21 protein-coding genes and 3 tRNA genes are annotated in these 22909 nt (G+C 40.7%); 4 read left to right on the top strand and 20 right to left on the bottom strand.

Features of this window, described 5'->3' with window-relative positions; all coding sequences use genetic code 11:
- Positions 1-27: 27 nt before the first annotated feature.
- From clpX to IEW93_RS13130, 6 genes are all read right to left on the bottom strand, one after another.
- Positions 28-1308 (bottom strand): ATP-dependent protease ATP-binding subunit ClpX, encoded by a 1281-nt coding sequence (clpX, locus tag IEW93_RS13105; RefSeq protein WP_188739776.1) that lies wholly within the window; start codon positions 1306-1308, stop codon positions 28-30.
- Between the two features lie 131 nt (positions 1309-1439).
- Positions 1440-2051, bottom strand: a complete 612-nt coding sequence (gene clpP / locus IEW93_RS13110; protein WP_160053354.1) for an ATP-dependent Clp endopeptidase proteolytic subunit ClpP — start codon at positions 2049-2051, stop codon at positions 1440-1442.
- Between the two features lie 90 nt (positions 2052-2141).
- Positions 2142-3446: a trigger factor gene (gene tig, locus IEW93_RS13115; protein WP_188739777.1), complete on the bottom strand. Its 1305-nt coding sequence runs from the start codon at positions 3444-3446 to the stop codon at positions 2142-2144.
- A gap of 384 nt (positions 3447-3830) precedes the next feature.
- Positions 3831-3906 (bottom strand) — tRNA-His (locus IEW93_RS13120).
- A gap of 8 nt (positions 3907-3914) precedes the next feature.
- Positions 3915-3991: transfer RNA gene (locus IEW93_RS13125), tRNA-Arg, on the bottom strand.
- Positions 3992-4085: 94 nt separating this feature from the next.
- A tRNA-Pro gene (locus IEW93_RS13130) sits at positions 4086-4162 on the bottom strand.
- A gap of 281 nt (positions 4163-4443) precedes the next feature.
- Between IEW93_RS13130 and folD the strand changes: the two genes are divergently transcribed.
- The gene (gene folD / locus IEW93_RS13135; RefSeq protein WP_188739778.1) at positions 4444-5298 is read left to right on the top strand and encodes a bifunctional methylenetetrahydrofolate dehydrogenase/methenyltetrahydrofolate cyclohydrolase FolD; all 855 of its coding nucleotides are present in this window, start codon (positions 4444-4446) and stop codon (positions 5296-5298) included.
- Positions 5299-5371: 73 nt separating this feature from the next.
- Here folD and cysS read toward each other — a convergent pair whose 3' ends face one another.
- Complete coding sequence (gene cysS / locus IEW93_RS13140) at positions 5372-6751, bottom strand: cysteine--tRNA ligase (RefSeq protein ID WP_188739779.1); 1380 nt, start codon at positions 6749-6751, stop codon at positions 5372-5374.
- 144 nt (positions 6752-6895) lie between these two features.
- Between cysS and IEW93_RS13145 the strand changes: the two genes are divergently transcribed.
- Both IEW93_RS13145 and IEW93_RS13150 read left to right on the top strand, forming a co-directional pair.
- Complete coding sequence (locus IEW93_RS13145) at positions 6896-7390, top strand: peptidylprolyl isomerase (protein ID WP_188739780.1); 495 nt, start codon at positions 6896-6898, stop codon at positions 7388-7390.
- Between the two features lie 2 nt (positions 7391-7392).
- The gene (locus IEW93_RS13150; protein WP_188739781.1) at positions 7393-8115 is read left to right on the top strand and encodes a UDP-2,3-diacylglucosamine diphosphatase; all 723 of its coding nucleotides are present in this window, start codon (positions 7393-7395) and stop codon (positions 8113-8115) included.
- 22 nt (positions 8116-8137) lie between these two features.
- Here the strand turns inward: IEW93_RS13150 and miaE are convergent, their stop codons facing one another.
- The gene (gene miaE, locus IEW93_RS13155) at positions 8138-8905 is read right to left on the bottom strand and encodes a tRNA isopentenyl-2-thiomethyl-A-37 hydroxylase MiaE (protein ID WP_188739782.1); all 768 of its coding nucleotides are present in this window, start codon (positions 8903-8905) and stop codon (positions 8138-8140) included.
- Between the two features lie 369 nt (positions 8906-9274).
- Here miaE and IEW93_RS13160 point away from each other — a divergent pair, with 369 nt between their 5' ends.
- Entirely contained in the window at positions 9275-9871 is a 597-nt protein-coding gene (locus IEW93_RS13160; protein ID WP_188739783.1) for a Yip1 family protein, read from the top strand.
- Between the two features lie 68 nt (positions 9872-9939).
- Here the strand turns inward: IEW93_RS13160 and glnS are convergent, their stop codons facing one another.
- The 12 genes from glnS to IEW93_RS13220 all read right to left on the bottom strand — a co-directional run bounded on the left by glnS (position 9940) and on the right by IEW93_RS13220 (position 22565).
- Positions 9940-11610, bottom strand: coding sequence for a glutamine--tRNA ligase (glnS, locus tag IEW93_RS13165; protein ID WP_188739784.1), 1671 nt, complete (start codon positions 11608-11610; stop codon positions 9940-9942).
- Between the two features lie 178 nt (positions 11611-11788).
- Positions 11789-14101 (bottom strand): Fe(2+) transporter permease subunit FeoB, encoded by a 2313-nt coding sequence (gene feoB / locus IEW93_RS13170; protein ID WP_188739785.1) that lies wholly within the window; start codon positions 14099-14101, stop codon positions 11789-11791.
- On the bottom strand, positions 14094-14333 hold the full coding sequence (locus IEW93_RS13175; RefSeq protein ID WP_188739786.1) for a FeoA family protein: 240 nt from the start codon (positions 14331-14333) through the stop codon (positions 14094-14096). The genes feoB and IEW93_RS13175 overlap by 8 nt, the downstream gene beginning before the upstream one ends.
- Before the next feature lie 196 nt (positions 14334-14529).
- A complete protein-coding gene (locus IEW93_RS13180; protein ID WP_188739787.1) occupies positions 14530-15066 on the bottom strand; it encodes a GNAT family N-acetyltransferase in 537 nt (178 codons plus the stop codon).
- A gap of 89 nt (positions 15067-15155) precedes the next feature.
- Entirely contained in the window at positions 15156-15434 is a 279-nt protein-coding gene (locus tag IEW93_RS13185; protein WP_188739788.1) for a peptidylprolyl isomerase, read from the bottom strand.
- 90 nt (positions 15435-15524) lie between these two features.
- Complete coding sequence (locus tag IEW93_RS13190) at positions 15525-17354, bottom strand: DUF885 domain-containing protein (RefSeq protein ID WP_188739789.1); 1830 nt, start codon at positions 17352-17354, stop codon at positions 15525-15527.
- Between the two features lie 259 nt (positions 17355-17613).
- Positions 17614-18861, bottom strand: coding sequence for a tetratricopeptide repeat protein (locus IEW93_RS13195; protein ID WP_188739790.1), 1248 nt, complete (start codon positions 18859-18861; stop codon positions 17614-17616).
- On the bottom strand, positions 18861-19481 hold the full coding sequence (locus IEW93_RS13200) for an energy transducer TonB (RefSeq protein WP_188739791.1): 621 nt from the start codon (positions 19479-19481) through the stop codon (positions 18861-18863). The genes IEW93_RS13195 and IEW93_RS13200 overlap by 1 nt, the downstream gene beginning before the upstream one ends.
- Before the next feature lies 1 nt (position 19482).
- Positions 19483-19887 carry an ExbD/TolR family protein gene (locus IEW93_RS13205; protein WP_188739792.1) on the bottom strand — a complete coding sequence of 135 codons (405 nt, stop codon included), beginning with the start codon at positions 19885-19887 and terminating at the stop codon, positions 19483-19485.
- Positions 19888-19900: 13 nt separating this feature from the next.
- Positions 19901-20428 (bottom strand): MotA/TolQ/ExbB proton channel family protein, encoded by a 528-nt coding sequence (locus tag IEW93_RS13210; RefSeq protein WP_188739793.1) that lies wholly within the window; start codon positions 20426-20428, stop codon positions 19901-19903.
- A complete protein-coding gene (locus IEW93_RS13215; RefSeq protein WP_188739794.1) occupies positions 20428-21783 on the bottom strand; it encodes a MotA/TolQ/ExbB proton channel family protein in 1356 nt (451 codons plus the stop codon). Before IEW93_RS13215 ends, IEW93_RS13210 begins: the two co-directional genes overlap by 1 nt.
- On the bottom strand, positions 21783-22565 hold the full coding sequence (locus IEW93_RS13220) for a DUF3450 domain-containing protein (protein WP_188739795.1): 783 nt from the start codon (positions 22563-22565) through the stop codon (positions 21783-21785). Before IEW93_RS13220 ends, IEW93_RS13215 begins: the two co-directional genes overlap by 1 nt.
- Between the last annotated feature and the right edge of the window lie 344 nt (positions 22566-22909).

Here is a 22909-nt window from a genome sequence, read left to right on the forward strand (position 1 = left end):
TTTTCAATTTACAAACTATCAGGATAATTATTGTTCGCCTGAGGCGGCCTGAGTGTCGGTATTTTCGTAAATTAAGATAGGGGCTGACTCGCCTTTAACCACTGACTCATCAATGACCGCTTTAATCACACCATCTGTCGATGGAATATCGTACATGGTATCAAGCAAAATGCTTTCTACAATTGAACGCAATCCACGGGCACCGGTTTTACGTGACATGGCTTTATGGGCAATGGCTTGTAATGCATCGTCGCGGAACTCAAGTTCCACGTTTTCCATTTCAAATAAAGCACCATACTGCTTGGTTAACGCGTTTTTAGGCTCAGACAAAATCTGTACCAGTGCAGCTTCATCTAACTCGGTTAGTGTCGCAACAACAGGCAAACGACCGATGAATTCAGGAATTAACCCAAACTTAACTAAATCGCCAGGTTCAACTTGACCTAAAATTTGTGAAATGGTTGCTTTGTCTGCTTCGCCTTTCACTTCAGCGCCAAATCCAATACCTGTACCGGTATGAGCGCGTTGCTCAATCACTTTTTCAAGCCCGGCGAATGCACCACCACAAATAAACAGAATTTTAGAGGTATCGACCTGCAAAAACTCTTGTTGTGGGTGTTTACGGCCGCCTTGTGGTGGCACAGAAGCAACGGTACCCTCAATTAGCTTAAGCAAGGCTTGTTGTACACCTTCACCTGACACGTCTCGCGTGATCGATGGGTTGTCTGATTTACGGCTAATTTTGTCGATTTCATCGATATAAACAATACCGCGCTCTGCTTTTTCAACGTCGTAATCACATTTTTGCAGTAGCTTTTGAATAATGTTTTCAACGTCTTCGCCCACATAACCTGCTTCAGTTAGTGTGGTTGCATCTGCCATGGTAAACGGCACATTTAATGAGCGAGCCAAGGTTTCTGCCAGTAAGGTTTTACCACTACCGGTAGGACCGATAAGCAAAATATTACTTTTACCTAACTCTACGCCACCTTTTACAGCACCATTACGTAATCGCTTGTAGTGGTTGTATACCGCAACCGCCAACACTTTTTTGGCTTGATCTTGGCCAATGACGTAGTCGTCTAAATGCTGGCGTAGCTCATGTGGTGTCGGTAATTTATCTTCATCACGCTTAGGCGAAATCTCTTTGATTTCTTCTCGGATGATGTCATTGCATAAATCAACGCATTCATCACACACGTATACCGATGGGCCAGCAATCAGCTTTCTCACTTCATGTTGACTTTTTCCGCAAAAAGAGCAGTACAGCAGTTTGCCGCTGTCACCGTTTTTTTTGTTATCGCCCATTATTCTACCTCTGGTTGCAGCCTAGATTTTACATCTGAGCTCTGCTTGTCGATATGCTTACTGGCTGTAATTAGGTTTCTTCGTTCACTTGAATGAAGAATACCCCAGTCACAGCAAAAAATCAGCCTGTATTAACTGCGAGTTGTTAATACTGAATCCACTAAACCGTATTCAACCGCTTGAGGAGCGCTCATAAAGTTGTCACGATCTGTATCGCGCTCAATGACTTCTAGTGGTTGACCAGTGTGGTCTGCTAACATTTGGTTTAATTTGTTTTTAATGCCAAGAATTTCTTGCGCATGAATTGCGATGTCAGATGCTTGCCCCTGGAAACCACCTAATGGTTGGTGGATCATCACGCGCGAATTAGGCAAACAATGACGTTTTCCTTTTGTGCCGCCAGCGAGTAAAAATGCACCCATACTCGCAGCTTGCCCCATACATACGGTACTTACGTTAGGTTTGATAAACTGCATGGTGTCATAAATCGCCATACCAGCAGTCACTGAACCACCTGGTGAATTGATGTACAGATAAATATCTTTGTCTGGGCTTTCTGATTCTAAGAATAATAGCTGAGCCACAATAAGGTTAGCCATATGCTCTTCAACTTGGCCAACTAAAAAAATAACACGCTCTTTTAATAAACGTGAGTAAATGTCGTAAGAACGTTCACCCTTTGCTGTTTGTTCAACAACCATAGGTACAAGCGCATTGAGTACAGATTCTGGTGCTTTATGCATTATTCATTTCCCTAAAATAAAAATGGCCCGCATGAGGAACCTCATACGAGCCATTATAAATGGCGAACGCCTTGTTAAGTCAAGCTTAGCTTACGCTCTGCCTGTAGCCTTGTTCATAAATTCTTCAAAAGCAACGTCTTTAGTGGTTACTTTAGCTGATTTTAATAGGGCTTCAACAGCTTGTTCTTCAAGCGCTACGTTGCGCATGTTCTGCATGAGTTCTTTGTTTGAGTTGTAGTATGCTACAACTTCAGATGGATCTTCATACGCAGAAGCCATAGATTCGATCAATGCATTAACACGATCGTCTTCAGCTTTTAGCTCGTTTGTTTTGATCACTTCGCCTAATAGCAAACCAATTTTAACACGACGCTCTGCTTGCTCTGTGAATAATTCAGCAGGAAGCTCAGGCATGTTTTCAGTTTGACCGCCAAAACGTTGCATAGCTTGTTGGCGTAGTACGTTCACTTCGCCATCTACTAACGCTTTAGGGATAACGATATCGTTAGCCGCTAATAAACCAGTAATCACTTGCTCTTTTACGTTTGCTTTAAGCGCTTGCTCTAGCTCACGAGTCATGTTTTTACGGATTTCAGCTTTAAGTGCGTCCAAGCCACCATCTGCAATACCAAATAGTGAAGCAAATTCGTCGTTCACTTCTGGTAAGCTTGCACCTTGAACTTCTGTTAAAGTAATGGCGAATTTAGCCGCTTTACCTTTTAAGTTTTCAGCGTGGTAATCTTCTGGGAATGATACTTCGATATCGAATGTTTCACCGGCTTTATGGCCAGCGATACCCGTTTCAAAACCAGGGATCATGCGGTTTGAACCAATTTGTAGTTCAAAATCATCCGCTTTACCGCCTTCAAATTCTTCGCCGTCGATTGAACCAACAAAGTTCATTTTAACTTTGTCGCCATCTGCAGCTTCACGCTCAACAACAGCATAAGTCGCGTGTTGTTTACGTAAGGTTTCAATCATGGTGTCAACGTCTGCATCGTTAACTTGAGCTTTTGGCTGTTCAACGGTAATAGTATCTAAGCCAGTTAATGTCACTTCTGGGTAGATTTCAAAAGTTGCTACAAACTTAAAAGTGTCGCCTTCTGTTGTACCAGGAGTAAATACTGGTGCGCCAGCTGGGTTTAATTTTTCAGCTACGATAGCTTCAATAAAGTTACGTTGCATCACTTCACCAGTGATGTCTTGACGAATCGCTTTACCGTAACGTTTGTTGATTTCTGTAACTGGTACTTTACCAGGGCGGAAACCAGGAAGACGTGCACGCTTAGCTTCACGTAATACATTGTCTTTAACTAATTTCTCAATTTGCTCAGCAGGTACAGAAATTGTTAGGCGACGCTCTAGGCCTTGAGTTGTTTCAACAGAAACTTGCATTGTTTTACCTCGAAATATGTCTAACGTTCTTTGTAATAGTCGATAACTCAACTATTAGATATTCGTTTCTTGACCGTGTGTTTAGCTAAGGCCTCCAGCACAGCGATAATAAAGATGCTGAAGACGCTGTTGGTTCAGGTAGCTTATTTTTGATATTTATCAAGACGCGACATTATAGCCACCGTTTTTAGCATAGTCGAGCCTGAATAGGTCGAATTACGCTATAAAAGGGCGGACTTTTAGCCATTTTGATGTGTTTGCGCGTTTAATGTGCGAATTGAATTTACTGACGTACTAGCAGATGATTTAGTACTGGAGATTATTTTTATGATTAACACTGCTCAATTTTCGTGCCGTTGAACAATTTGTATAATCAAAGAAAAATGGGGTGACTGATGGGGCTCGAACCCACGACAACCGGAATCACAATCCGGGACTCTACCAACTGAGCTACAATCACCACTGAAATGGTACGCCCGGCAGGGTTCGAACCTGCGACCACCCGCTTAGAAGGCGGGTGCTCTATCCAACTGAGCTACGGGCGCATGGCACAGCAATTTGCTGTTTCCTGTCTGGCTAAACAAGCTTAACACTTGTTTGATTATTTGTTTAGTTAACACATAAACAAATAATTGAATTTGGTCGGTGATAGAGGATTCGAACCTCTGACCCTCTGCTCCCAAAGCAGATGCGCTACCGGGCTGCGCTAATCACCGAGTTTATCAATTCTCTAAGATAGTATCACAATGGACTAACCATCTTGTCTCGAGAACGGAGCGCATCTTAGCGAGTCACTTTGTTATCGTCAACGATTTTTTTGAGCTAATTGTCTATATGTTGAATTTAACAGCAAAAAGAGTGATTAGCATCAAAGCGCGAATAGTTTATTCACTGTATTTCCTTGTCTAGCAAATGACACCCTTTTAATCGCCTGTTAGAATAGCCCCGATTTTCACTTTAGCCACAACCCGCGTCTTTCAAAGGAAACTCTACAGCCATGACTGCTCAACTTATTGACGGTAAAGCCATTGCACAATCTATCCGCAATACTCTTAAACAAAAGGTTACAGCCCGCAAAGACGCAGGCCAAAGAGTCCCCGGCCTTGCAGTAATTTTGGTTGGTAGTGATGCTGCGTCACAGGTCTATGTAGGTAGTAAACGCCGCGCTTGTGAAGAAGTCGGTTTTGAATCTCAGTCATTTGACCTTGATGCCAGCACAACAGAAGCTGAATTATTGGCATTAATAGATGAGTGCAATAATAACCCTCAAATCGATGGCATTTTAGTACAACTACCATTACCTGCTCATATTGACGACTCTAAAGTCATTGAGCGTATTCGTCCAGATAAAGACGTTGACGGTTTTCACCCATACAATGTTGGCCGATTAGCACAGCGTATTCCGGTTCTTCGCTCATGCACCCCGATGGGCATTATGACGTTAATAAAATCGACCGGTGTTGATACTTACGGATTAGATGCCACTGTGGTTGGCGCATCGAATATTGTCGGCAGACCTATGACTTTAGAATTACTTTTAGCAGGTTGCACCACTACAACATGCCATCGCTTTACCAAAAACCTAGAACAAAAAGTACGTCAAGCAGATCTACTGGTTGTTGCCGTTGGTAAACCGGGTTTTATACCTGGTGAATGGATTAAGCCTGGAGCAATTGTGATTGATGTGGGGATTAATCGTTTAGACGATGGCACCTTGGTTGGCGATGTTGAATTTGACGCTGCGGCTTCAAAAGCGGCGTTTATTACTCCAGTACCTGGTGGTGTTGGCCCTATGACCATTGCGAGTCTGTTAGAAAACACGCTTTATGCATGCGAGCAATATCACAGCTAGCAGCATTGATAACTCAACATTAAAAAGCCTGCTCAGAGCAGGCTTTTTGCTTAATGCTTAATGATTTTTAGAATCACTTTTTACGCCAAGTTGTACCGCTAGGGCCATCTTCTAAAACGACCCCGAGTTCATTAAGACGATTTCGCGCCACATCTGCTGCAGGCCAATCTTTTTCTGTACGGGCACGGTTACGTTCAACGATTAAGGCTTCTATTTCGGCCACTTCATCATCACTCCCTTCACCTTTAAAAAAGGCTTCAGGCGTTTGACTAACAAGACCTAGTACATCCGTTAATTGCTTAAGACTCACGCCCAATGCTGATGCGGCAGCCATATCAGTCATTTTTAAACGATTGATTTCACGAACCATATCAAATAGCACTGAGTATGCTTCTGGTGTATTAAAATCATCATCCATTGCCTGCTTAAACTTAGCTACATATTGCTCAGCATCGGCTGGGGCTACGGTTAAATCTAAATCTTTAAGCGCATTATATAAACGCTCTAGCGCAGCACGGGCTTGCTTTAAGTTATCTTCTGAATAATTTAATTGGCTACGATAATGGCCAGACAATAAAAAATAACGCACGGTTTCTGGATCGTAATGCTCAAGCACATCACGAATAGTAAAAAAATTACCTAAAGACTTAGACATTTTCTCACGATCAACCATCACCATGCCAGAATGCATCCAGTAGTTAACATAAGGCGTATCATGAGCACAGCAAGACTGCGCGATTTCGTTTTCATGATGTGGGAACTGTAAATCACTTCCACCACCATGAATATCAAAATGCACACCCAAATGCTTGCTGTTCATTGCAGAACATTCAATGTGCCATCCAGGACGCCCTGGGCCCCATGGCGACTCCCAAGTAGGCTCACCTGGTTTAGACATTTTCCACAACACAAAATCCATCGGGTTTTGCTTTGTTTGGTCTACCTCAACTCGGGCGCCGGCTTGCAACTGCTCAAGATTCTGCCCAGATAAGCGACCATAATCTTTGTAAGACGCTACGCTAAACAGTACATCGCCATCAGGGGCAACATAAGCGTGACCTCGTTCGAGTAGTAATTGCACCATATCGATAATTTCAGCCATGTGTAAGGTTGCACGAGGCTCAAAGTCGGGGCGTAACATATTTAACGCGTCAAAATCACGGTGCATTTCTACGGTTAATCGCTCAGTTAATGCATCGCATGACTCATTGTTTTCAGCGGCACGTTTAATGATTTTGTCGTCAACGTCAGTAATATTACGCTGAAAATTCACTTCGTAACCAATATAACGTAAATAGCGCACAATCATGTCAAACGAAACAAAAGTACGTCCGTGACCAATATGACACAAATCGTAAATTGTCACGCCACAGACGTACATGCCAATTTTGCCTGGGGTTATTGGTTTAAATTCTTGCTTTTCACGACTGATACTATTGTAAATTTTCAACATCGAAAGTTCTCTTTTACACTAATTTATAAAGGTAAATACTATTGCCGAGTCTAGCATGATGTCACCTGTTTTGAACACTGCACTTTATGCCGCAAGTAAGATAAGTTAGAATCGCGCAAATTATTTTTTATCAGGTGAAAACGAATGGTTACTTTACACACAAACTATGGCGACATTACGCTTCAACTTAATGCCGAAAAAGCGCCATTAACAGTCGCGAATTTTATGAAATACGTTGAAGAAGGGTTTTATGACAACACCATATTTCACCGTGTTATCGACGGATTCATGATCCAAGGTGGTGGTTTTACTGAAGACATGGGACAAAAACGTTGTAATGAAACCATCAAAAACGAGGCCAACAACGGTTTATCTAATCGTGTAGGCACCATTGCAATGGCTCGTACCTCAGATCCTCACTCAGCGACGGCTCAATTTTTTATCAACGTCAATGATAATACCTTTTTAGATTTTAAATCAGAAACCACCCAAGGCTGGGGATATTGTGTATTTGGTGAAGTCGTTGAAGGATTAGACATAGTTGAAAAAATCAAAACGGTCGCAACGGGCAACCGTGGTATGCATCAAAACGTACCATTAGAAGCTGTAGTTCTTCAAAACGTTAGCGTAAAAGCGTAATTTTGAAGCGCACTGTCTTTGTGGGCGATTTGCATTTAAGTGCCGATCGCCCCGATATCACCCTCGCCTTTTTAGATTTTCTTGAGCATGGATTAGACCAAGCGCAAGCACTCTATATTATTGGCGATCTATTCGAAGTTTGGATGGGAGATGATATTGCAGAACCTTTTACCCGAGATATTGCCAAAGCAATAAAAGTCGTTTCCGCTAAAATGCCGGTGTATTTCATTCATGGCAATCGTGATTTTATGGTGGGGCGAGCTTTTTGTAAGCAAGCAGGCATGAAAATATTACCTGAAGTCTATTGCATCGACCTCTACGGAACTCCTACTGTTATTCTTCACGGCGATAGCCTATGCACACTCGACAAGGCTTATCAGCGTTTTAGGCAATTTAGGAGCATAAGTGCTGTTCGTTGGATATACGCCAACCTATTACCCAAACAAACTCGCTTAAATATTGCCGCAAAAATTCGTCAAAAAAGTGTTCAAGGTAATCAACATAAGCAATATGAGATCATGGATGTTGAATCCTCAGCGGTCGATAAACTACTTGACGTGACACACTGCCAAAGAATGATACATGGCCATACTCATAGACCAGATATCCATCACTTAGCTAACAACAAAGAGCGTGTTGTCGTTGGCGATTGGTATACTCAAGGCAGTGTTTTATCAGTATCACCCCAAGGTTGTGAATTGCAACAAAGACCCTTCACACCTTAATCCATCATCCCTGTAAGACTTATCAACTTGCAGGGATACCACTGTGAAATCGAAACTCGGTATCGTCAGATAATATTAACGCAGCTTCTTGTTCTCTAAAAAAAGCAACACGTTCATCAATATCTTTACCAGCAATTTCTTGAGCTAAAACCAGATAATCTTGAAAGTGCCGGGCTTCAGACCGTAGCAATGAAACATAAAATTTTGCCAATTCATCATCTAAATGAGGAGCTAATTTAGCAAAGCGTTCGCAAGATCGGGCTTCTATAAAAGCCCCCACAATTAACTTATCAATCATTGTTAGTGGCTCATGAGTACGCACATGACTAATAAGACTTTTAGCATATCGTCCTGCCCTCATGTTACTGTAACTTATTCCCCTTGAGGTCATAATTTGCAGCACTTGCTCAAAGTGATGAAACTCTTCTTTGATTAAACGTACCATTTTTGCCATCAAATCTTCGCTATTGGGCATGACATTACTGGCAACAAGCTCGCTGGTGATATCATTTTTTTTGATATCTCTGCCTAAAAAAGCTTTCACATCTCGGTCTTGGTTATACACTAAATCTTCATAAGGCTTTGCCCATGCAAGCAATACCTGAGCACTATTTTTGTCAATGGCATATTTACGGATCATCATCATTGCTGTTTGTGCGGCTTTGAGCTCACAGTTACAATGATCAATCAACAGTGCAGTTAATTGTTCAGGCGCTTTGGCAAAGTCAATCCACCTTTGGGGTGTTTCACAACCTAAAAACTGATTAATGGGGGCAAGTAGTTGCTGCATTCGCTTTTGGATCCAAATTACACATTTGGCCTTATTTTAGCGTTTCAATGATCTTTTCTGAAGGCCAAATCGTAATACAACTTGACGAAAGTGTATTTATGTTTAATAAATAGACAAGGCATTGTGATATTAACTAAACATTAACACGCTAGTTAATGTAAATAGATCAATGCATCAATCTCCTTAAAGATAACCTCTAGTTGGGATGAGGTGATAACTTTGCAACAGACAGTAAACATCCATTGTTTAGCTTTTAAAAATTCTGTTAATAAGTGTAGTGAACTGATTAAGGCGATTGATTCAGAGCTGTAGTCAGTTCGCCTGCTGTTTGGCGAGCTAGGTCAAAGATGCTAAACAAGGATAACTACAATGGTACTAAATCATTTAATGGGGCTTTACACTCATCCTAAACAAGAGTGGCACACAATTGAGCAAAATCACGAGGCACTGAAAAGTAGCCTTAGTCATGTATTACTTATCGCACTGATCCCCTCGGTATGTGCTTACTTTGCAACTGCACATATTGGCTGGCACCCTGGAGCTGGAGAGCCATTATTTTTAACCTCTAAAAGCGCAATGTTTATGTCTATAGGCATGTACTTTGGCTTAATTATTGGTGTACTTGCGCTGGCTTATCTTGCATTTTGGATGGGAAAAACTTTTGATGCAGATCCAACGTATACTCAAGCCTTAGAATTAGCAGCCTACACGGCTACACCATTATTTATGGTTGGTTTATCGGCATTGTATCCTGTGTTGTGGTTTATGATGGTCGTCGGATTAATTGGTTTATCGTACTCGGTATATCTTCTATATGCTGGTGTGCCCATTATTATGAATATTCCTGAAGAAAAAGGATTTATTTACGCCAGTTCAGTTGTTACTGCAGGACTGGTGTTATTAGTTGCACTCATGGCGTCTAGCGTCATCTTATGGAGTGTAGGATTTGGTCCAATGTTGCAATAAACAAATGTAAACTAAATAAAAAAGGCGCTCAAGGCGCCTTTTTTATTGGGTATATTATTGAAAACGCATTAAGAAAAAGAGTCTCGAAGTGGCACAGTTAAGTTAAATACAAGATGTTCTGGGCTAGAATCTTTATTATCTGCACAGAAATAACCTTCTCTTTCAAACTGGTAGGCTTTCTCTGCAGGCGCGTTAACTAAACCCGGTTCAACTAAGCCTTGCAATACAACTAAAGACTGTGGATTTAGCACCTCATCGACAGTTTCAAATGCTGCTGGGTTTTCTTGAGTAAATAGACGATCATACAGACGGAACTCAGCAGGTTGTGCTGTTGTTGCCTCAACCCAATGAATAACACCTTTTACTTTGCGGCCATCTGCTGGGTTTTTACCTAATGTATCGGCATCATATGTACAATAGATGGTCGTTACATTACCCTCTGCATCTTTGTCGCAACGTTCAGCTTTAATAATATAAGCATTACGTAAACGAACTTCTTTACCCAAAACAAGACGTTTAAAGTGCTTGTTTGCTTCTTCTTTAAAGTCTTCAATATCAATAAACAACTCACGACCAAAAGACAATTCACGAGTACCCATCGCATCATTATTTGGGTGCGCTGGCGCTAAAATTGATTCTGGCTGTGCATTAGGGTAGTTTTCAATAACCACTTTTACAGGCCGTAATACAGCCATCGCTCGTGGTGCATGTTCGTTTAGTTCCTCACGAATACACGCATCTAGCATACCGACTTCAACTAAGTTTTCTTGCTTAGTCACGCCAATACGTAAACAAAATTCACGAATAGATGCGGGTGTATAACCGCGGCGACGCAAACCAGCAATTGTTGGCATACGCGGGTCATCCCAACCGTCAACAAGTTTACGAGTGACTAAATCATTCAATTTACGCTTTGACATCAAAGTGTATTCAAGGTTTAAACGAGAAAACTCATACTGGCGGGTACGATTTGGTGCTTGGAAATCATCTAAATGATCTAACACCCAATCATACAAGCGACGGTTATCTTGAAACTCTAAGGTACAAATTGAATGAGTAATGTTTTCAATTGCATCGGAGATACAGTGAGTAAAGTCGTACATCGGATAGATACACCACTTATCACCGGTCTGATGATGATGTGCAAAACGAATACGGTATATAACTGGATCACGCATGCACATAAAAGGCGATGCCATATCGATTTTGGCACGTAAAGCACACTCACCTTCTTTGAATTCACCTTTACGCATTTTTTCAAACAATGCGAGGTTTTCTTCTGGGCTGGTGTCTCTGTATGGGCTATTTTTGCCAGGTTCTTTTAATGTGCCACGGTATTCACGGGTCTGATCACCAGTGAGAAAACAAACATAAGCAAGGCCTTTGTTTATCAGCTCAACTGCATATTGGTGTAATTGATCAAAATAATTTGACGAATAACGAATATCGCCAGACCATTCAAAGCCTAACCAACGCACATCTTCCTGAATAGACTTCACATAATTGATGTCTTCTTTTTCAGGGTTAGTATCGTCAAAACGTAAGTTACATTGACCTTGGTAATCTTTTGCTATACCAAAATTTAAGCAAATAGATTTAGCGTGACCAATATGCAAAAAACCGTTTGGTTCTGGCGGAAAACGAGTATGAACTTGGCTGTGCTTACCGCTACTTAGGTCTTCGTCTATAATATTACGAATGAAGTTACTAGGACGTACTTCGGTGTCCACATGACTCATGGAATTCCTCTTGGCACACAATGGCAATATGAATAAAAAACAGATGATCCTACAGTTCTTCAGTAGTTACAACTACTAGTGCCGAAAAAATTAACCAGATAAACAAAAAACATCAATTAGCGTAAAACAAAAACCCAGCAATGCTGGGTTTTAAAAGAATCATTGAGATCAACAAGGACTATTCTGTGACAATACGAATACCTGGAATGATCTGTTGTGCTTGTCTGCCTTTTTTGCTCAACCACATGTAGAAACCAACTAAAGCAACAGCAAAAAAGCCAATCCAACTTGCCGATTGTAATGGATGCTGTGAGAAAGTGGCGCCTTGATAAATCACCGTAGCTGAACCATATGCCAATGAAAACGTCCAAATGGCAGCAAATCGAGCCCACTTAGCACCAAATTCATTCACTAATGCACCCATAGCGGCTACACAAGGGGTGTAAAGTAAAATGAATAATAGATATGAGAAAGCAGCTAATTGGCTCTTAAATCCAGTCTGAAGCGCACTAAAGGTTGAAGTATCAACGGAAAGCTCCGCTGCAGCTTCATCTAAATCAGTAATACTTGCAATCGCAATAGACAATGGGTCATCGGGTTCAATACCTAATAGGTTTGTTGGGATTGTTGTTAAACCGACCTTGACACTATCCCAAATAGACAACATGGCTTCTTCTTCGCCTTCGGCATTGCTATACAAACTGTTAAGTGTACCGACTACGGCTTCTTTAGCAAAAATACCAGTAATAATACCGACTGTGGCAGCCCAGTTATCTTGTTCAATCCCCATAGGTGCAAAAAGCGGTGTGATCTGTTGGCTTGCAACACTCAATAACGATTCTTTGCTGTCTTCATGACCAAATGAGCCATCTGTACCAATCGCATTAACAAAGTTAAGCAGAGTAACAACAATAATAATGGTTTTACCCGCGCCCATAACAAAACTTTTTGTCCGCTTAGCGGTTCGTGAAAATACAGCTTTGGTTTTAGGCATTTCATAACTTGGTAACTCCATCACGACAGCACTGCTAGTGCCCGGCAATACGGTTTTACGTAATAATAAACCTGTACCAATGGCCGCAAAAATACCGATGATGTAAAGTAAAAAAACTAGATTTTGACCAGACTCAGGGAAAAATGCTGCTGCAAATAAAGCATAAACGGGTAAACGAGCACTACAGGACATAAATGGCGCCATCATGCCTGTCACAATTCGCTCACGTTCACTGCCAAGCGTTCTTGTCGCCATAATTGCAGGTACAGAACAACCAAAACCAACAATCATTGGCACAAACGCTTTTCCAGGCAGACCAATACGGCGCATTAACCCGTCAACAACAAATGCTGCTCTGGCCATGTAGCCCGACGCCTCTAGCACAGATAACGCTAAAAACAACGCTGCAACAACAGGAATAAAAGTGGCAACCGTTTGTATGCCTTGTCCAATGCCGCCCGCAAGAATCGTCACTAGCCAATCAGGCGAGCCAATTGAGACTAATAATGCACCAAAGTGATCAACGAAAATGGCTCCTGCGGTGATATCGAAAAAGTCGATAAACGAGTTACCAACGTTAATACTGAATAAAAACATTAAGTACATAACAAAAAGGAATACTGGAATACCCAAAACAGGGTGCAGCGCCACTTTGTCTAATCTGTCAGATGCGCTTATATGTTGGCCTTGATGAACAGAAGCCTGAAATACATTTTGAACAAAATCGTATCGCGTTGTTGCAATCATGATTTCAATATCGTCACCATTTTGCTCTGCTCGTTGAACGCATTGTTTAACAGTGTCATGTAATTGTACTTCGCTAGTACCACAAGCATTGCCATGACTGTTAGCTAAAATCGATAGCGCCTGACCACGGCTAAGGGCGGCCAATTGTTGCTCATCGTTTTGATATTGCAATGCCTTAATGCTCGATTCTATTCCTTCCGGATATTCAAGCAATAACGGTGTTACTACCTCACTACTTTTCAGTAGGGTCAGAACTTCAGACTTTAATGTTTCGATATCTGCTAGGTGACGAGAAGAAATGGCAATAACAGGACAACCCAAACGCGCTGACATGTCGGCGACATTAATATCAATGCCGAGCTTTTTTGCTGCATCTATTTTGTTAACAACAACAATGATGGGAATGCCAAGCTCACGAAGTTGCGTTGTTAAATACAGATGGCGTTCAACATTGGTCGCATCGACAAGATTGATGATGGCATCCACTTGTTGTTCTGCTAAATATGTTTGTGCAATTTGTTCATCTAAAGAACAGTCGCAACTATTTCCAGCGGGAAGTAAATCATAAATACCGGGTAAATCGGTTAGCGATATTTCGGCGCCTAAATAACTAAATTTTCCCGTTTTTTTCTCAACTGTTACACCAGACCAATTGCCAACTTGCTGATTCGCCCCTGTGAGAGCATTGAAAAGTGTTGATTTACCTGCATTTGGGTTACCAACTGTGACGCAATGAAATTGTTTAGTCATTAGTTATTACTACCTCAATGATATCGGCTAAATCGCAACGCATGCATAATTTACTGCCACGTAAATCTAATTCAACACCACTGCCCATGGGTGCCCGGCGAATAAAAGAAAAATGCGTATTAGGTGTTATGCCCATCGATAACAACTTACGTTTTACTGTTTGCGGTAACGTTAATTGACCGATTTCAGAGATAATTGCGCGATCTCCAGCTTTGAGTTCACTCAGTTTCATGTAGCACTTACCTTCTACAACATTAATATCATCAAGAATTTTATCTGAGCTTAGCGTTTGAAACTCGAATCTAGATCAAAGTTTAACCCGCTAACGAGAATAGTTTTCACTTGTATTACGTATTATGTGACAAATGCCATATAGAATACAGTGTCCTTGGCAATTTATTTTATCTTCAGGGAGGATTTACAAATCTTTATCGCCTTTGTGATGTGAGCAATCCTAAATAATAATCATCAAACCAGGTGCCGTTAATGTAACTGTGCTGCCTTAATGTACCTTCAATAATAAAACCCACATTCTTAAGGACGTTAAGTGAAGCGAGATTCTCACAGGCGCAAATACCTATGAATTTATGCATATTAAATTGCAAAGCTCCCCAATCGACAATGGTTCGTAAACTGTCGGTTGCAAACCCCATACCTTGTTGATGAGGCAACATAAGGTAGCCCACTTCAGCACGCGGCCCGTTAACATCATCACATCTAAAACCTATTATTCCGGCAATCTCCTGATTATCAATTCGTTCAACAACCAAAGATAACCATTCGCCAGAGTCAAAAAACCAAGGCGCTAAACGTTGGGTAAATTTTGCTTTAATATCGTTTTCAGCCTCAATTTTACGAATATATTGCTGAACTGCACTATCTAAGTGCAATTGCAAAAAAGAAGGCCAGTCATTTTGGGTTAGATTGCGCAGCATGACTTTTTCGCCATATAACCTTATTTGCATTATTCACCATAAAATTGATAAAAATTAAATCGTTTCAAAAAAATGGCAGCCTTGCTAGGCTGCCATTTCGTCAGTTTACACATTAGGGGCTAGCCGCGGCTAGTCACCTCAAGTAAGTGATAGCCAAATTGAGTTTTAACAGGCCCCTGCACTACATTTAAAGGCGCACTAAACACAACTTCATCGAACTCTTTAACCATCATGCCTGGGCCAAATGAACCTAACTCACCACCTTGAGCACCTGAAGGGCATGAAGAGTTTGCTTTTGCCACATCAGCAAAATCAGCACCAGCTTCAATTTGTTGCTTTAATGTCTCACATTGTTCTTGAGTGCTAACGAGTAAATGTCTTGCTGTTGCTTGTACCATTTCATGGCTCCTAAAAATAATCTCAATTAAAAAATAACACTAACATAATGACACTAAGATGACACATCAAAGTTTAATATGTATAAATTACTATTTTGCTGACTCTGTTTTTATCCAATCTGCAATTTTATTTTCCATAACTGCCATCGGTAACGACCCTGTTGTTAACAACTGAGCATGAAAGCCTTTTAAATCAAACTTATCACCTAGCGCTTTTTCAGCGTCTGCACGTAATCGTAAAATCGTTAACTGACCCACTTTATACGACAAGGCCTGGCCAGGAATTGCCATGTAACGTTCAACTTCAGCAACAATATCAGATTCAGCCATTGGAGAATTGTCCTTCATATACTGAATAGCCTGTTCACGACTCCAACCCTTTGCATGTAACCCTGTATCAACCACCAAACGCATTGCACGCAACATTTCATCAGAGAGCTTACCAAAGTATTGATACGGATCGTTAAACACGCCCATCTCAATCCCTAAGTATTCAGCATATAACGCCCAACCTTCTTCAAAAGCAGTATAACCTTGAAAACGTTGAAACTGAGGCACATCTGTTAGCTCTTGCTTAATTGCAATCTGAAAATGATGACCAGGAGCGGCCTCATGCAAAGAAAGCGTTGTCATTCCCCACTTAGGCTGCGCTTTTAAGTTATAGGTATTAATATAAAAAATACCTGGACGAGAACCGTCAACGGCAGGAGACTCATAAGACGCTCCAGCAGCCGACTTCTCTCTAAATGCCTCTACTGGTTTAACGATATAATCAGCTTTAGGCATGACATCAAAATACTGTGGCAATACGGCATTAATGGTATCTTTAATGGTCATATAACCATCAATCAAATCTTGTTTGTCAGTAAAGAAGTACTGTGGCTCAGACGATAACGATGCAAAAAATGCAGTCAAATCGCCTTTAAAACCAACTTGTTCTCTTACTTTATCCATTTCAGATAAGATTCTGGCAACTTCAGTTAAACCAATTTGATGAATTTCATCGACTGGCAATGTAGTTGTTGTGTGACTATTCGCTAAATGTTGATACCAATCTTTACCATTGGGTAAGCCCCACCACCCATCAGATGCACGAGCATTAGGTAAATAAACATCACTAACATATGTGCGCAGTTTACTTAGTGCAGGCAAAAGTTCTTTATCAATGACCGACTGGTATTGCTCTGTTAACTCAGCCTTCTCTTTATCGCTAAAAGTGTCAGGCATTAAATTAATTGGTGAATAAAATAAACTGTCTTGTGCGCTGCCAACTAATTGAGCATCTAGTTGTGGAATAATTTTCTCAACCAACACTCTAGGCAAAACCACTTTGCTCGCGACCCCCTCGTCCATACGTTGCTGGGCTAATTCAGTCCATTTAATAAATCCACGCAATCTAGAAAGCCAATTTTGATAATCTGTTACTGTTTTAAAAGGTTGCGCACTTTCACCCGTACCAAGCTGTACCATGGTAAATACGGTACTGTAAAACTGGTTGATAGGTAAAAAGCGTTCAGGATAAGTTTCACCAATAAGCTCCATGTTTCTATCATATACAAACATGTCATAACTTAGCTTAAGAGATGGAGGCAATTGGCTGATATCAATCGTCTTTGCCTGGTTAAAATAGCGACTATTTAATTGATGACGTTGGGTTAAATATTCTTCAGTTAATGAACCACCAAATTGATCGTTATAATCATTAACACCGACAAAAGTTGCGTAAATTGGCTCAAGTTTTAATTGGTCGTTAAAAAAAGCATCAACCATAGCTAAATACTGCTCAGAAGCAGTTTGTTCAACAGCTTGAACAGCTGATGATGTAGCAGAGTTAACGGGTTCAGAAGGTTTAGCACTATCTGAACATCCCTGAGACGCTAATAAAAGTGACACCGACAATGCCAATAAAGTTTTATTCATTGTTATTATTCCTTAACACACATCAAGACCAGTACGATGAGTCGTCAGGGACATACCTGACGTTACTCATTAGCAATATAAGACAGAAGATACAACATACCGAAATACCAAAGTTATATTGTATCGATGCGAAGCCATTCTTGAAACTATACTTACTCAAATACACACAAATTAACAATTTGCATAACCTTTTATAGTTAACAAATATGGAGTAATAAAAAAGCCCCTAAAAAGGGGCTTTTTTTTACAAACTTAATTGTTAAAGCGTTACGTTGTGAATACGCGCTTTTTCTTTGATATAAGAAATATAGCTTCTTGCACTACGCTCAGTCTTCTTATCATTGGCAGCAAGCACTGCACGGTTATAAGCTGACTTGTACTTTTTAAGACTTAAGTATGCTAAGGCTAACTCAAATTGAGCTTCACCAGGGTTATCAATACCCGCATCAAGTGCTTTTTTAAGCACAGGGATTGCATCGTTGTATTTTTGATCTAAAGCTAAGAGACGACCTTGCTTTAAATATAAATCACCCTTGCCGCTAATAGCCGCTGCTTTACCATAATAGTAAGCTGCTTCTTTTAGCTCTTTAGCATTATGATAAAAACCAGCTAGAGTGCTAAGACTCTTCTCGTTTTCAGCAATCAAACCTGACTTCATGTGCTTTTCAAAAATAGTAGCAGCTTTGTAAGGCGAACCTTTTTGCGCTAATAATTGAGATAAACGAGTAATGTTACCGTCTGTCTCTAAAAAGCCATTTTTATAAGCCAAATCATATGTTGCTAATGATTTATCATAATCTTCAGTCATTAAGTAAAACTGAGCTAACTGAACCCACAGACGCTTATCGTCTTGGAACAAAGGCACCATAATTTCTAATACTTTTACGGCATCTCTGTACTTTTTCTGGTTAAAGTAAGCAGTTAACTTCATCTGATACAAACCTTTGTCAGGTGCATCAGCTAAAGATAAACCTTTATCAGCTACTTGAAGTACTTTATCCCATTCTTTTAGTTCAGTATGTGCAATACCAATACGACGATACATTTGTGCATCAGCCTTACAGGTAAAGTCCATCCATTTGTAATAGTATGGAATCGCTTCTTTAAATTTTTTCTCTTGTAGTAATAAATCAGCATACAAACGCATTGTTGCAGCATGATCAGTACCACCAAGAATGTCAGCGTTTACAGCAGTCTTTAAATATTTGATTGCTGTACCCATCTGACCTTTTTCAGCATAAAAGTTACCTAACATACGATCGACATAAGCTTTGTCGAAATCGTTTTTGGCATTAGCTTCAAGCAGTATCGAAATGGCTTGGTCTAAGTTACCCTCGGTATATGCTTCAAAAGATTTTTGAACTTTCTTTGCTGCACTTTCACCTACAGCGCGAGATTGACGCTTGTCAATTTCACACTTTTCAGCTGCAAATGCAGCACCAGACAACATTGCACTTGTACAGACAGAAAGTAATAACGCAGTAGCGATACTAGTAACTTTACGCATTATCTACCTCCCTTCTCTAAAGTAAAATCAAGTTGTACGGTCATACCAGGTTGTTTTAATGGCTTACCATCAACAATCTTTGGCTTATATTTCCACTTTTTCAATGCGCGAATTGCTTCACGATCGAATAAACGCTTAGGTTCAGCTTTGATAACAGATACATCATCAACACCACCTAGTTCGTTAATAGTAAAGCTAAGTTGTACCCAACCTTCTTTACCGTCACGAGCTGCAGCAATTGGATACTGAGGCTCAATACGAACGATAGGAGTAGCGTCACCATCACGGGTCATCATATTGCCCAGCTTAAACCCAGTACTTGGTCCACCGGCTTCAATACCACCCATATTAAACGCCAAATTGGTGTCAATATTAGATGATGAATCAGGCGGAGTAGTATCCGGCTTCGGTGGCTGCTCCGGTGGTGGAGGTGGCTTAGGTGTAACCCTTGGTTTTTTCTGTGCCTTCGAATCCTGTTTATCCATCGTAATTTCAATAACAGGGGTTTCCGTTGATTCGTCGTTGCGCTGTGCGCCACCACCTACAAGGAAAGCCATGAAAGCAAACAGCCCAAAAGTCACTGCAGCACCAATGATTATTGATACGAGTGCTCTTAGCATATTACTCATTCCCCGCTGATACTGAAATTTTGTCAATACCCGCAGCTTTAACATTATCAAGCACTTTAACAACCAAACCATGTTGGGTGTCTTTATCTGCTTGGATCAGTACTGCTGCTTCTGGTGCTTCTGCTAGCATACGTTCTACGTTAGCAGTTACACGTTCGATATCAACCTGACGGTTTTCCATCATAATGACGCCAGTTTTGCTGATGCCAATAAAGATGTTTGCCGAAGGTTTAGACGTAGCCTGTGACGCTTTAGGCTTGTTGTAGTCTAAGCCAGATGGCTTAACAAACGATGTTGTTACAATAAAGAAGATCAGCATGATAAACACGATGTCTAGCATCGGGGTCATATCAATTTGAGCTTCCTCTTCCATATTGGAATGCTTCTTACGTGCCATGTTCAATCTCTCTCTAGTGGTGAGGCATGCTGTCTTTTAGCTTTTCTAAACTGATTCTCATTTTTGAGTCTAAACGGGTGCTAAAGAAAACACCTGATAGAGCTGCAACCATTCCTGCCATTGTTGGCATTGTGGCCATAGAGATACCAGCGGCCATTAAACGAGCATTACTCGTCCCCTGAACTGCCATCACATCGAATACTGAAATCATACCTGTTACGGTACCTAATAGACCGATCATTGGACAAATAGCAACTAAGGTCTTAATTAACAGCATACGTGCATTCAAATCTTGCTTCGCTTGGGACACCCAAGCTTCACGGATACGGTGAGCATGCCAAGAAGTTGTTTCTTCTCTTGCTTCCCATGAGGCAATTACTGCTTGATGTTGTTTAGGTGATATCCAATTTAGATACCAATAACGCTCAAGCATTAACACCCACATAAGAAATAGCACTGCTGCAACCAACCAGAGGACATCGCCTCCGGAGGCCATGAAGCCCCTGACGGAATCCCATATGTCCATCAGGATTAGCATCATTAGTCAGCCCTCTTCTCAGCATGTTCTGCAATAATACCAGCACTTTGCTCTTCAAGAACTTGAACGATAGACTTGCTACGAGCAACTACCACAGCGTGTAATAACATTAATGGTAATGCTGCAATCAAACCTTGAACAGTTGTGATAAGCGCCATAGAGATACCGCCAGCCATCAATTTAGGGTCACCAGTACCGAATAATTGAATTGATTGGAAGGTTGCGATCATACCAGTAACAGTACCTAATAGACCCATCATTGGTGCGATTGCTGCGATAACTTTGATAATAGAAATCCGAGCTTCTAGTGCTGGTGTTTCTTTTAAAATCGCTTCGTCAAGTTTTAGCTCTAAAGTTTCAACGTCTACATCTTTGTTAGACTGATACACTTTTAGGATACGACCAAGAGCGTTGTTACCTGGGTTATCGATATTTTTACGTTGGCTATTCACTTTACCGCCAATAACAGTAAGAGTGATTAAACGCTCAACTGCAATTAAAGCACCTAGTGCTAATAGAGCCAAAATAATATAACCAATTGTACCACCTGCTTCTAAACGATCTTCAAGACTTGCTTTGTTAGTGAAGATGTTTAATAACACGCCACGAGCTGGGTCGATGTAGAAAGGAGCAGTACCTGATGTGGTATTTTCCCAAGACGCTACAGCGCTCACTTGGTAACCTTCAGGTTGTTGTGATAATTGCTGAATCAAACGCAACTCTGGTTTGTAAACAACATACTTACCTTCAGCAGTTAAGTTGAATGGACCAACACGGTGAATAGCGGTATTAACCACGTTACCGTCGATAGCAGTAACAGCACCATCAAACTTAACAACTTTACCAGACTCTACCATTTCAAATAATTGAGCTTCCCAGAATTGCTCTAGTTCTTCAATTTTTGGTAATGATTTACGAGCACCTAGATCAGCGATAAATGCATCACGTCCAGGGAATTGAGCGCTGATGTTTGAAGATGCTAACTTACCAGCGAAATCGCCAGCTTCACCTTTAACAACACCAAACATTTCACCCAAGTCACCTTGAGCAGTTTTTAAGTCTTCTTCTAACTGAGCAATTTTACGCTCGTTGTCTAAGAAAGCTTGGTTTAAATCTTTACCGCGTTGTTTTTCTGCTGCTAAAGCATCTTTTTCACGTTTCAGTAAAGCAGCTTTATCTCCACGTTCAGCTTGGAATTCTCTTTCACGCTTAGCGTTGGTTTTGCCTTCGTTAGCACGGTCAACTTTAACTTGCTGTAACAGTTGATCGATAGTTTTAGGTGCGTCTGCAGCTGAAACCATACCGGCTGTTAAAGAGAAAGTTGCAGCTACTAGAGCTGATGTAATTAACTTCTTCATTATTGTGCAGTCTCCGCAGCAGGAATTGGTAATCCGAATAGATCAAGGGCGCCTTGCTTACGAGCAATGCGAATACCTTTAGTGATGTCACGTAAGTAGCTGTCTTCTAACTTGTTCCAAGTTTTAGCGTCAGCGTCATACATCCATGCTATTTTTTGATCTAAGCTTTGTGCGTAAAGAGCAACACGACCTAAGTTAAAGAAGTCAACTAACACTTCTTTACCGTCTAAGTTTAATTTACCAGTGTGCACTGCAACGAAGTTACCGTATTCACGCTCGATGCTGTAAGCATCAAGGATCAAACGGTATTTTTCAGCTAGAGTTACCTCAGCTGTGTTTAGAATGTTTTTTAGGTTTTCAACACGTTCTTTACGAACTTCGGTGTTGAATGGAAGATCTAAATTAACGAATTGATCTAAAGCTTCAACCATTTTAAACATCAATGGCACTACACCTTGACGTAATTTATCAACGCCATTGATGTCAGTTTGAATAGCATCAAGTGTTTTTTGTTGATCAGCTACCAAGCCTGCAACGTAGTCATTATAAGATTTTAATGACTCACGCTCATCAGCAACGCTGCCATACTCAAAAAGCATGTCTTGTGCTTGGTCAAAATATTTGTCGACTTTCTGTTGTGACGCTGCTGAAGCAGCGTGAAGGCTGCTATCCGCTTTTTGAACGTCAGCTAGAGGACCTGCAACTACGAAGTTGCTACCCGCTAAAGCCAGTGCGCCAACAAGTGCAGTAGCGATTTTTGTTCTATTGCTTACCTTGGACATAGTTCCCAACCAATTTGAAGTGAATTAAAAAGTTCTACTTACACACAAATAACGATGATACAAACTTGTTATCAATGTTAATTATGCTAAGTGTGTCTTTTTCTTGTGATTGTTAGTTTTCTTCCCTTTTCTACGCCAGTAAAGGCGTAGACCCGTTCGCATCATTTCACAAAATGTTGACCTGTGTCAACATTTGCAAAGCTTAAAAACTAGTGGAAAGAGCAGTTATAACAAGCAATGTAAACGAAAGGTGAATTAATGAACATCTTCGACATAAATCGGTAGTAATTTAGTGCTATGGGTAAAACTTTACTTTTTTAAAATCATGATCTTAATCAAATTAT

Origin of the sequence: Shewanella inventionis, assembly GCF_014641855.1 — a bacterium.
GTDB lineage: Bacteria > Pseudomonadota > Gammaproteobacteria > Enterobacterales > Shewanellaceae > Shewanella > Shewanella inventionis.

What these genes read in the sequence shown, in the direction of transcription:
- IEW93_RS13160 (WP_188739783.1), top strand. Translation starts at nt 9,275, where the DNA reads ATGGTACTAAATCATTTAATGGGGCTTTACACTCATCCTAAACAAGAG.
- feoB (WP_188739785.1), bottom strand. Translation starts at nt 14,101, where the DNA reads ATGACTAAACAATTTCATTGCGTCACAGTTGGTAACCCAAATGCAGGT.
- IEW93_RS13205 (WP_188739792.1), bottom strand. Translation starts at nt 19,887, where the DNA reads ATGGCACGTAAGAAGCATTCCAATATGGAAGAGGAAGCTCAAATTGAT.
- clpP (WP_160053354.1), bottom strand. Translation starts at nt 2,051, where the DNA reads ATGCATAAAGCACCAGAATCTGTACTCAATGCGCTTGTACCTATGGTT.
- miaE (WP_188739782.1), bottom strand. Translation starts at nt 8,905, where the DNA reads ATGCAGCAACTACTTGCCCCCATTAATCAGTTTTTAGGTTGTGAAACA.
- cysS (WP_188739779.1), bottom strand. Translation starts at nt 6,751, where the DNA reads ATGTTGAAAATTTACAATAGTATCAGTCGTGAAAAGCAAGAATTTAAA.
- glnS (WP_188739784.1), bottom strand. Translation starts at nt 11,610, where the DNA reads ATGAGTCATGTGGACACCGAAGTACGTCCTAGTAACTTCATTCGTAAT.
- clpX (WP_188739776.1), bottom strand. Translation starts at nt 1,308, where the DNA reads ATGGGCGATAACAAAAAAAACGGTGACAGCGGCAAACTGCTGTACTGC.
- IEW93_RS13180 (WP_188739787.1), bottom strand. Translation starts at nt 15,066, where the DNA reads ATGCAAATAAGGTTATATGGCGAAAAAGTCATGCTGCGCAATCTAACC.
- IEW93_RS13195 (WP_188739790.1), bottom strand. Translation starts at nt 18,861, where the DNA reads ATGCGTAAAGTTACTAGTATCGCTACTGCGTTATTACTTTCTGTCTGT.
- IEW93_RS13185 (WP_188739788.1), bottom strand. Translation starts at nt 15,434, where the DNA reads ATGGTACAAGCAACAGCAAGACATTTACTCGTTAGCACTCAAGAACAA.
- IEW93_RS13190 (WP_188739789.1), bottom strand. Translation starts at nt 17,354, where the DNA reads ATGAATAAAACTTTATTGGCATTGTCGGTGTCACTTTTATTAGCGTCT.
- tig (WP_188739777.1), bottom strand. Translation starts at nt 3,446, where the DNA reads ATGCAAGTTTCTGTTGAAACAACTCAAGGCCTAGAGCGTCGCCTAACA.
- IEW93_RS13175 (WP_188739786.1), bottom strand. Translation starts at nt 14,333, where the DNA reads ATGAAACTGAGTGAACTCAAAGCTGGAGATCGCGCAATTATCTCTGAA.
- folD (WP_188739778.1), top strand. Translation starts at nt 4,444, where the DNA reads ATGACTGCTCAACTTATTGACGGTAAAGCCATTGCACAATCTATCCGC.
- IEW93_RS13200 (WP_188739791.1), bottom strand. Translation starts at nt 19,481, where the DNA reads ATGCTAAGAGCACTCGTATCAATAATCATTGGTGCTGCAGTGACTTTT.
- IEW93_RS13210 (WP_188739793.1), bottom strand. Translation starts at nt 20,428, where the DNA reads ATGATGCTAATCCTGATGGACATATGGGATTCCGTCAGGGGCTTCATG.
- IEW93_RS13215 (WP_188739794.1), bottom strand. Translation starts at nt 21,783, where the DNA reads ATGAAGAAGTTAATTACATCAGCTCTAGTAGCTGCAACTTTCTCTTTA.
- IEW93_RS13220 (WP_188739795.1), bottom strand. Translation starts at nt 22,565, where the DNA reads ATGTCCAAGGTAAGCAATAGAACAAAAATCGCTACTGCACTTGTTGGC.
- IEW93_RS13145 (WP_188739780.1), top strand. Translation starts at nt 6,896, where the DNA reads ATGGTTACTTTACACACAAACTATGGCGACATTACGCTTCAACTTAAT.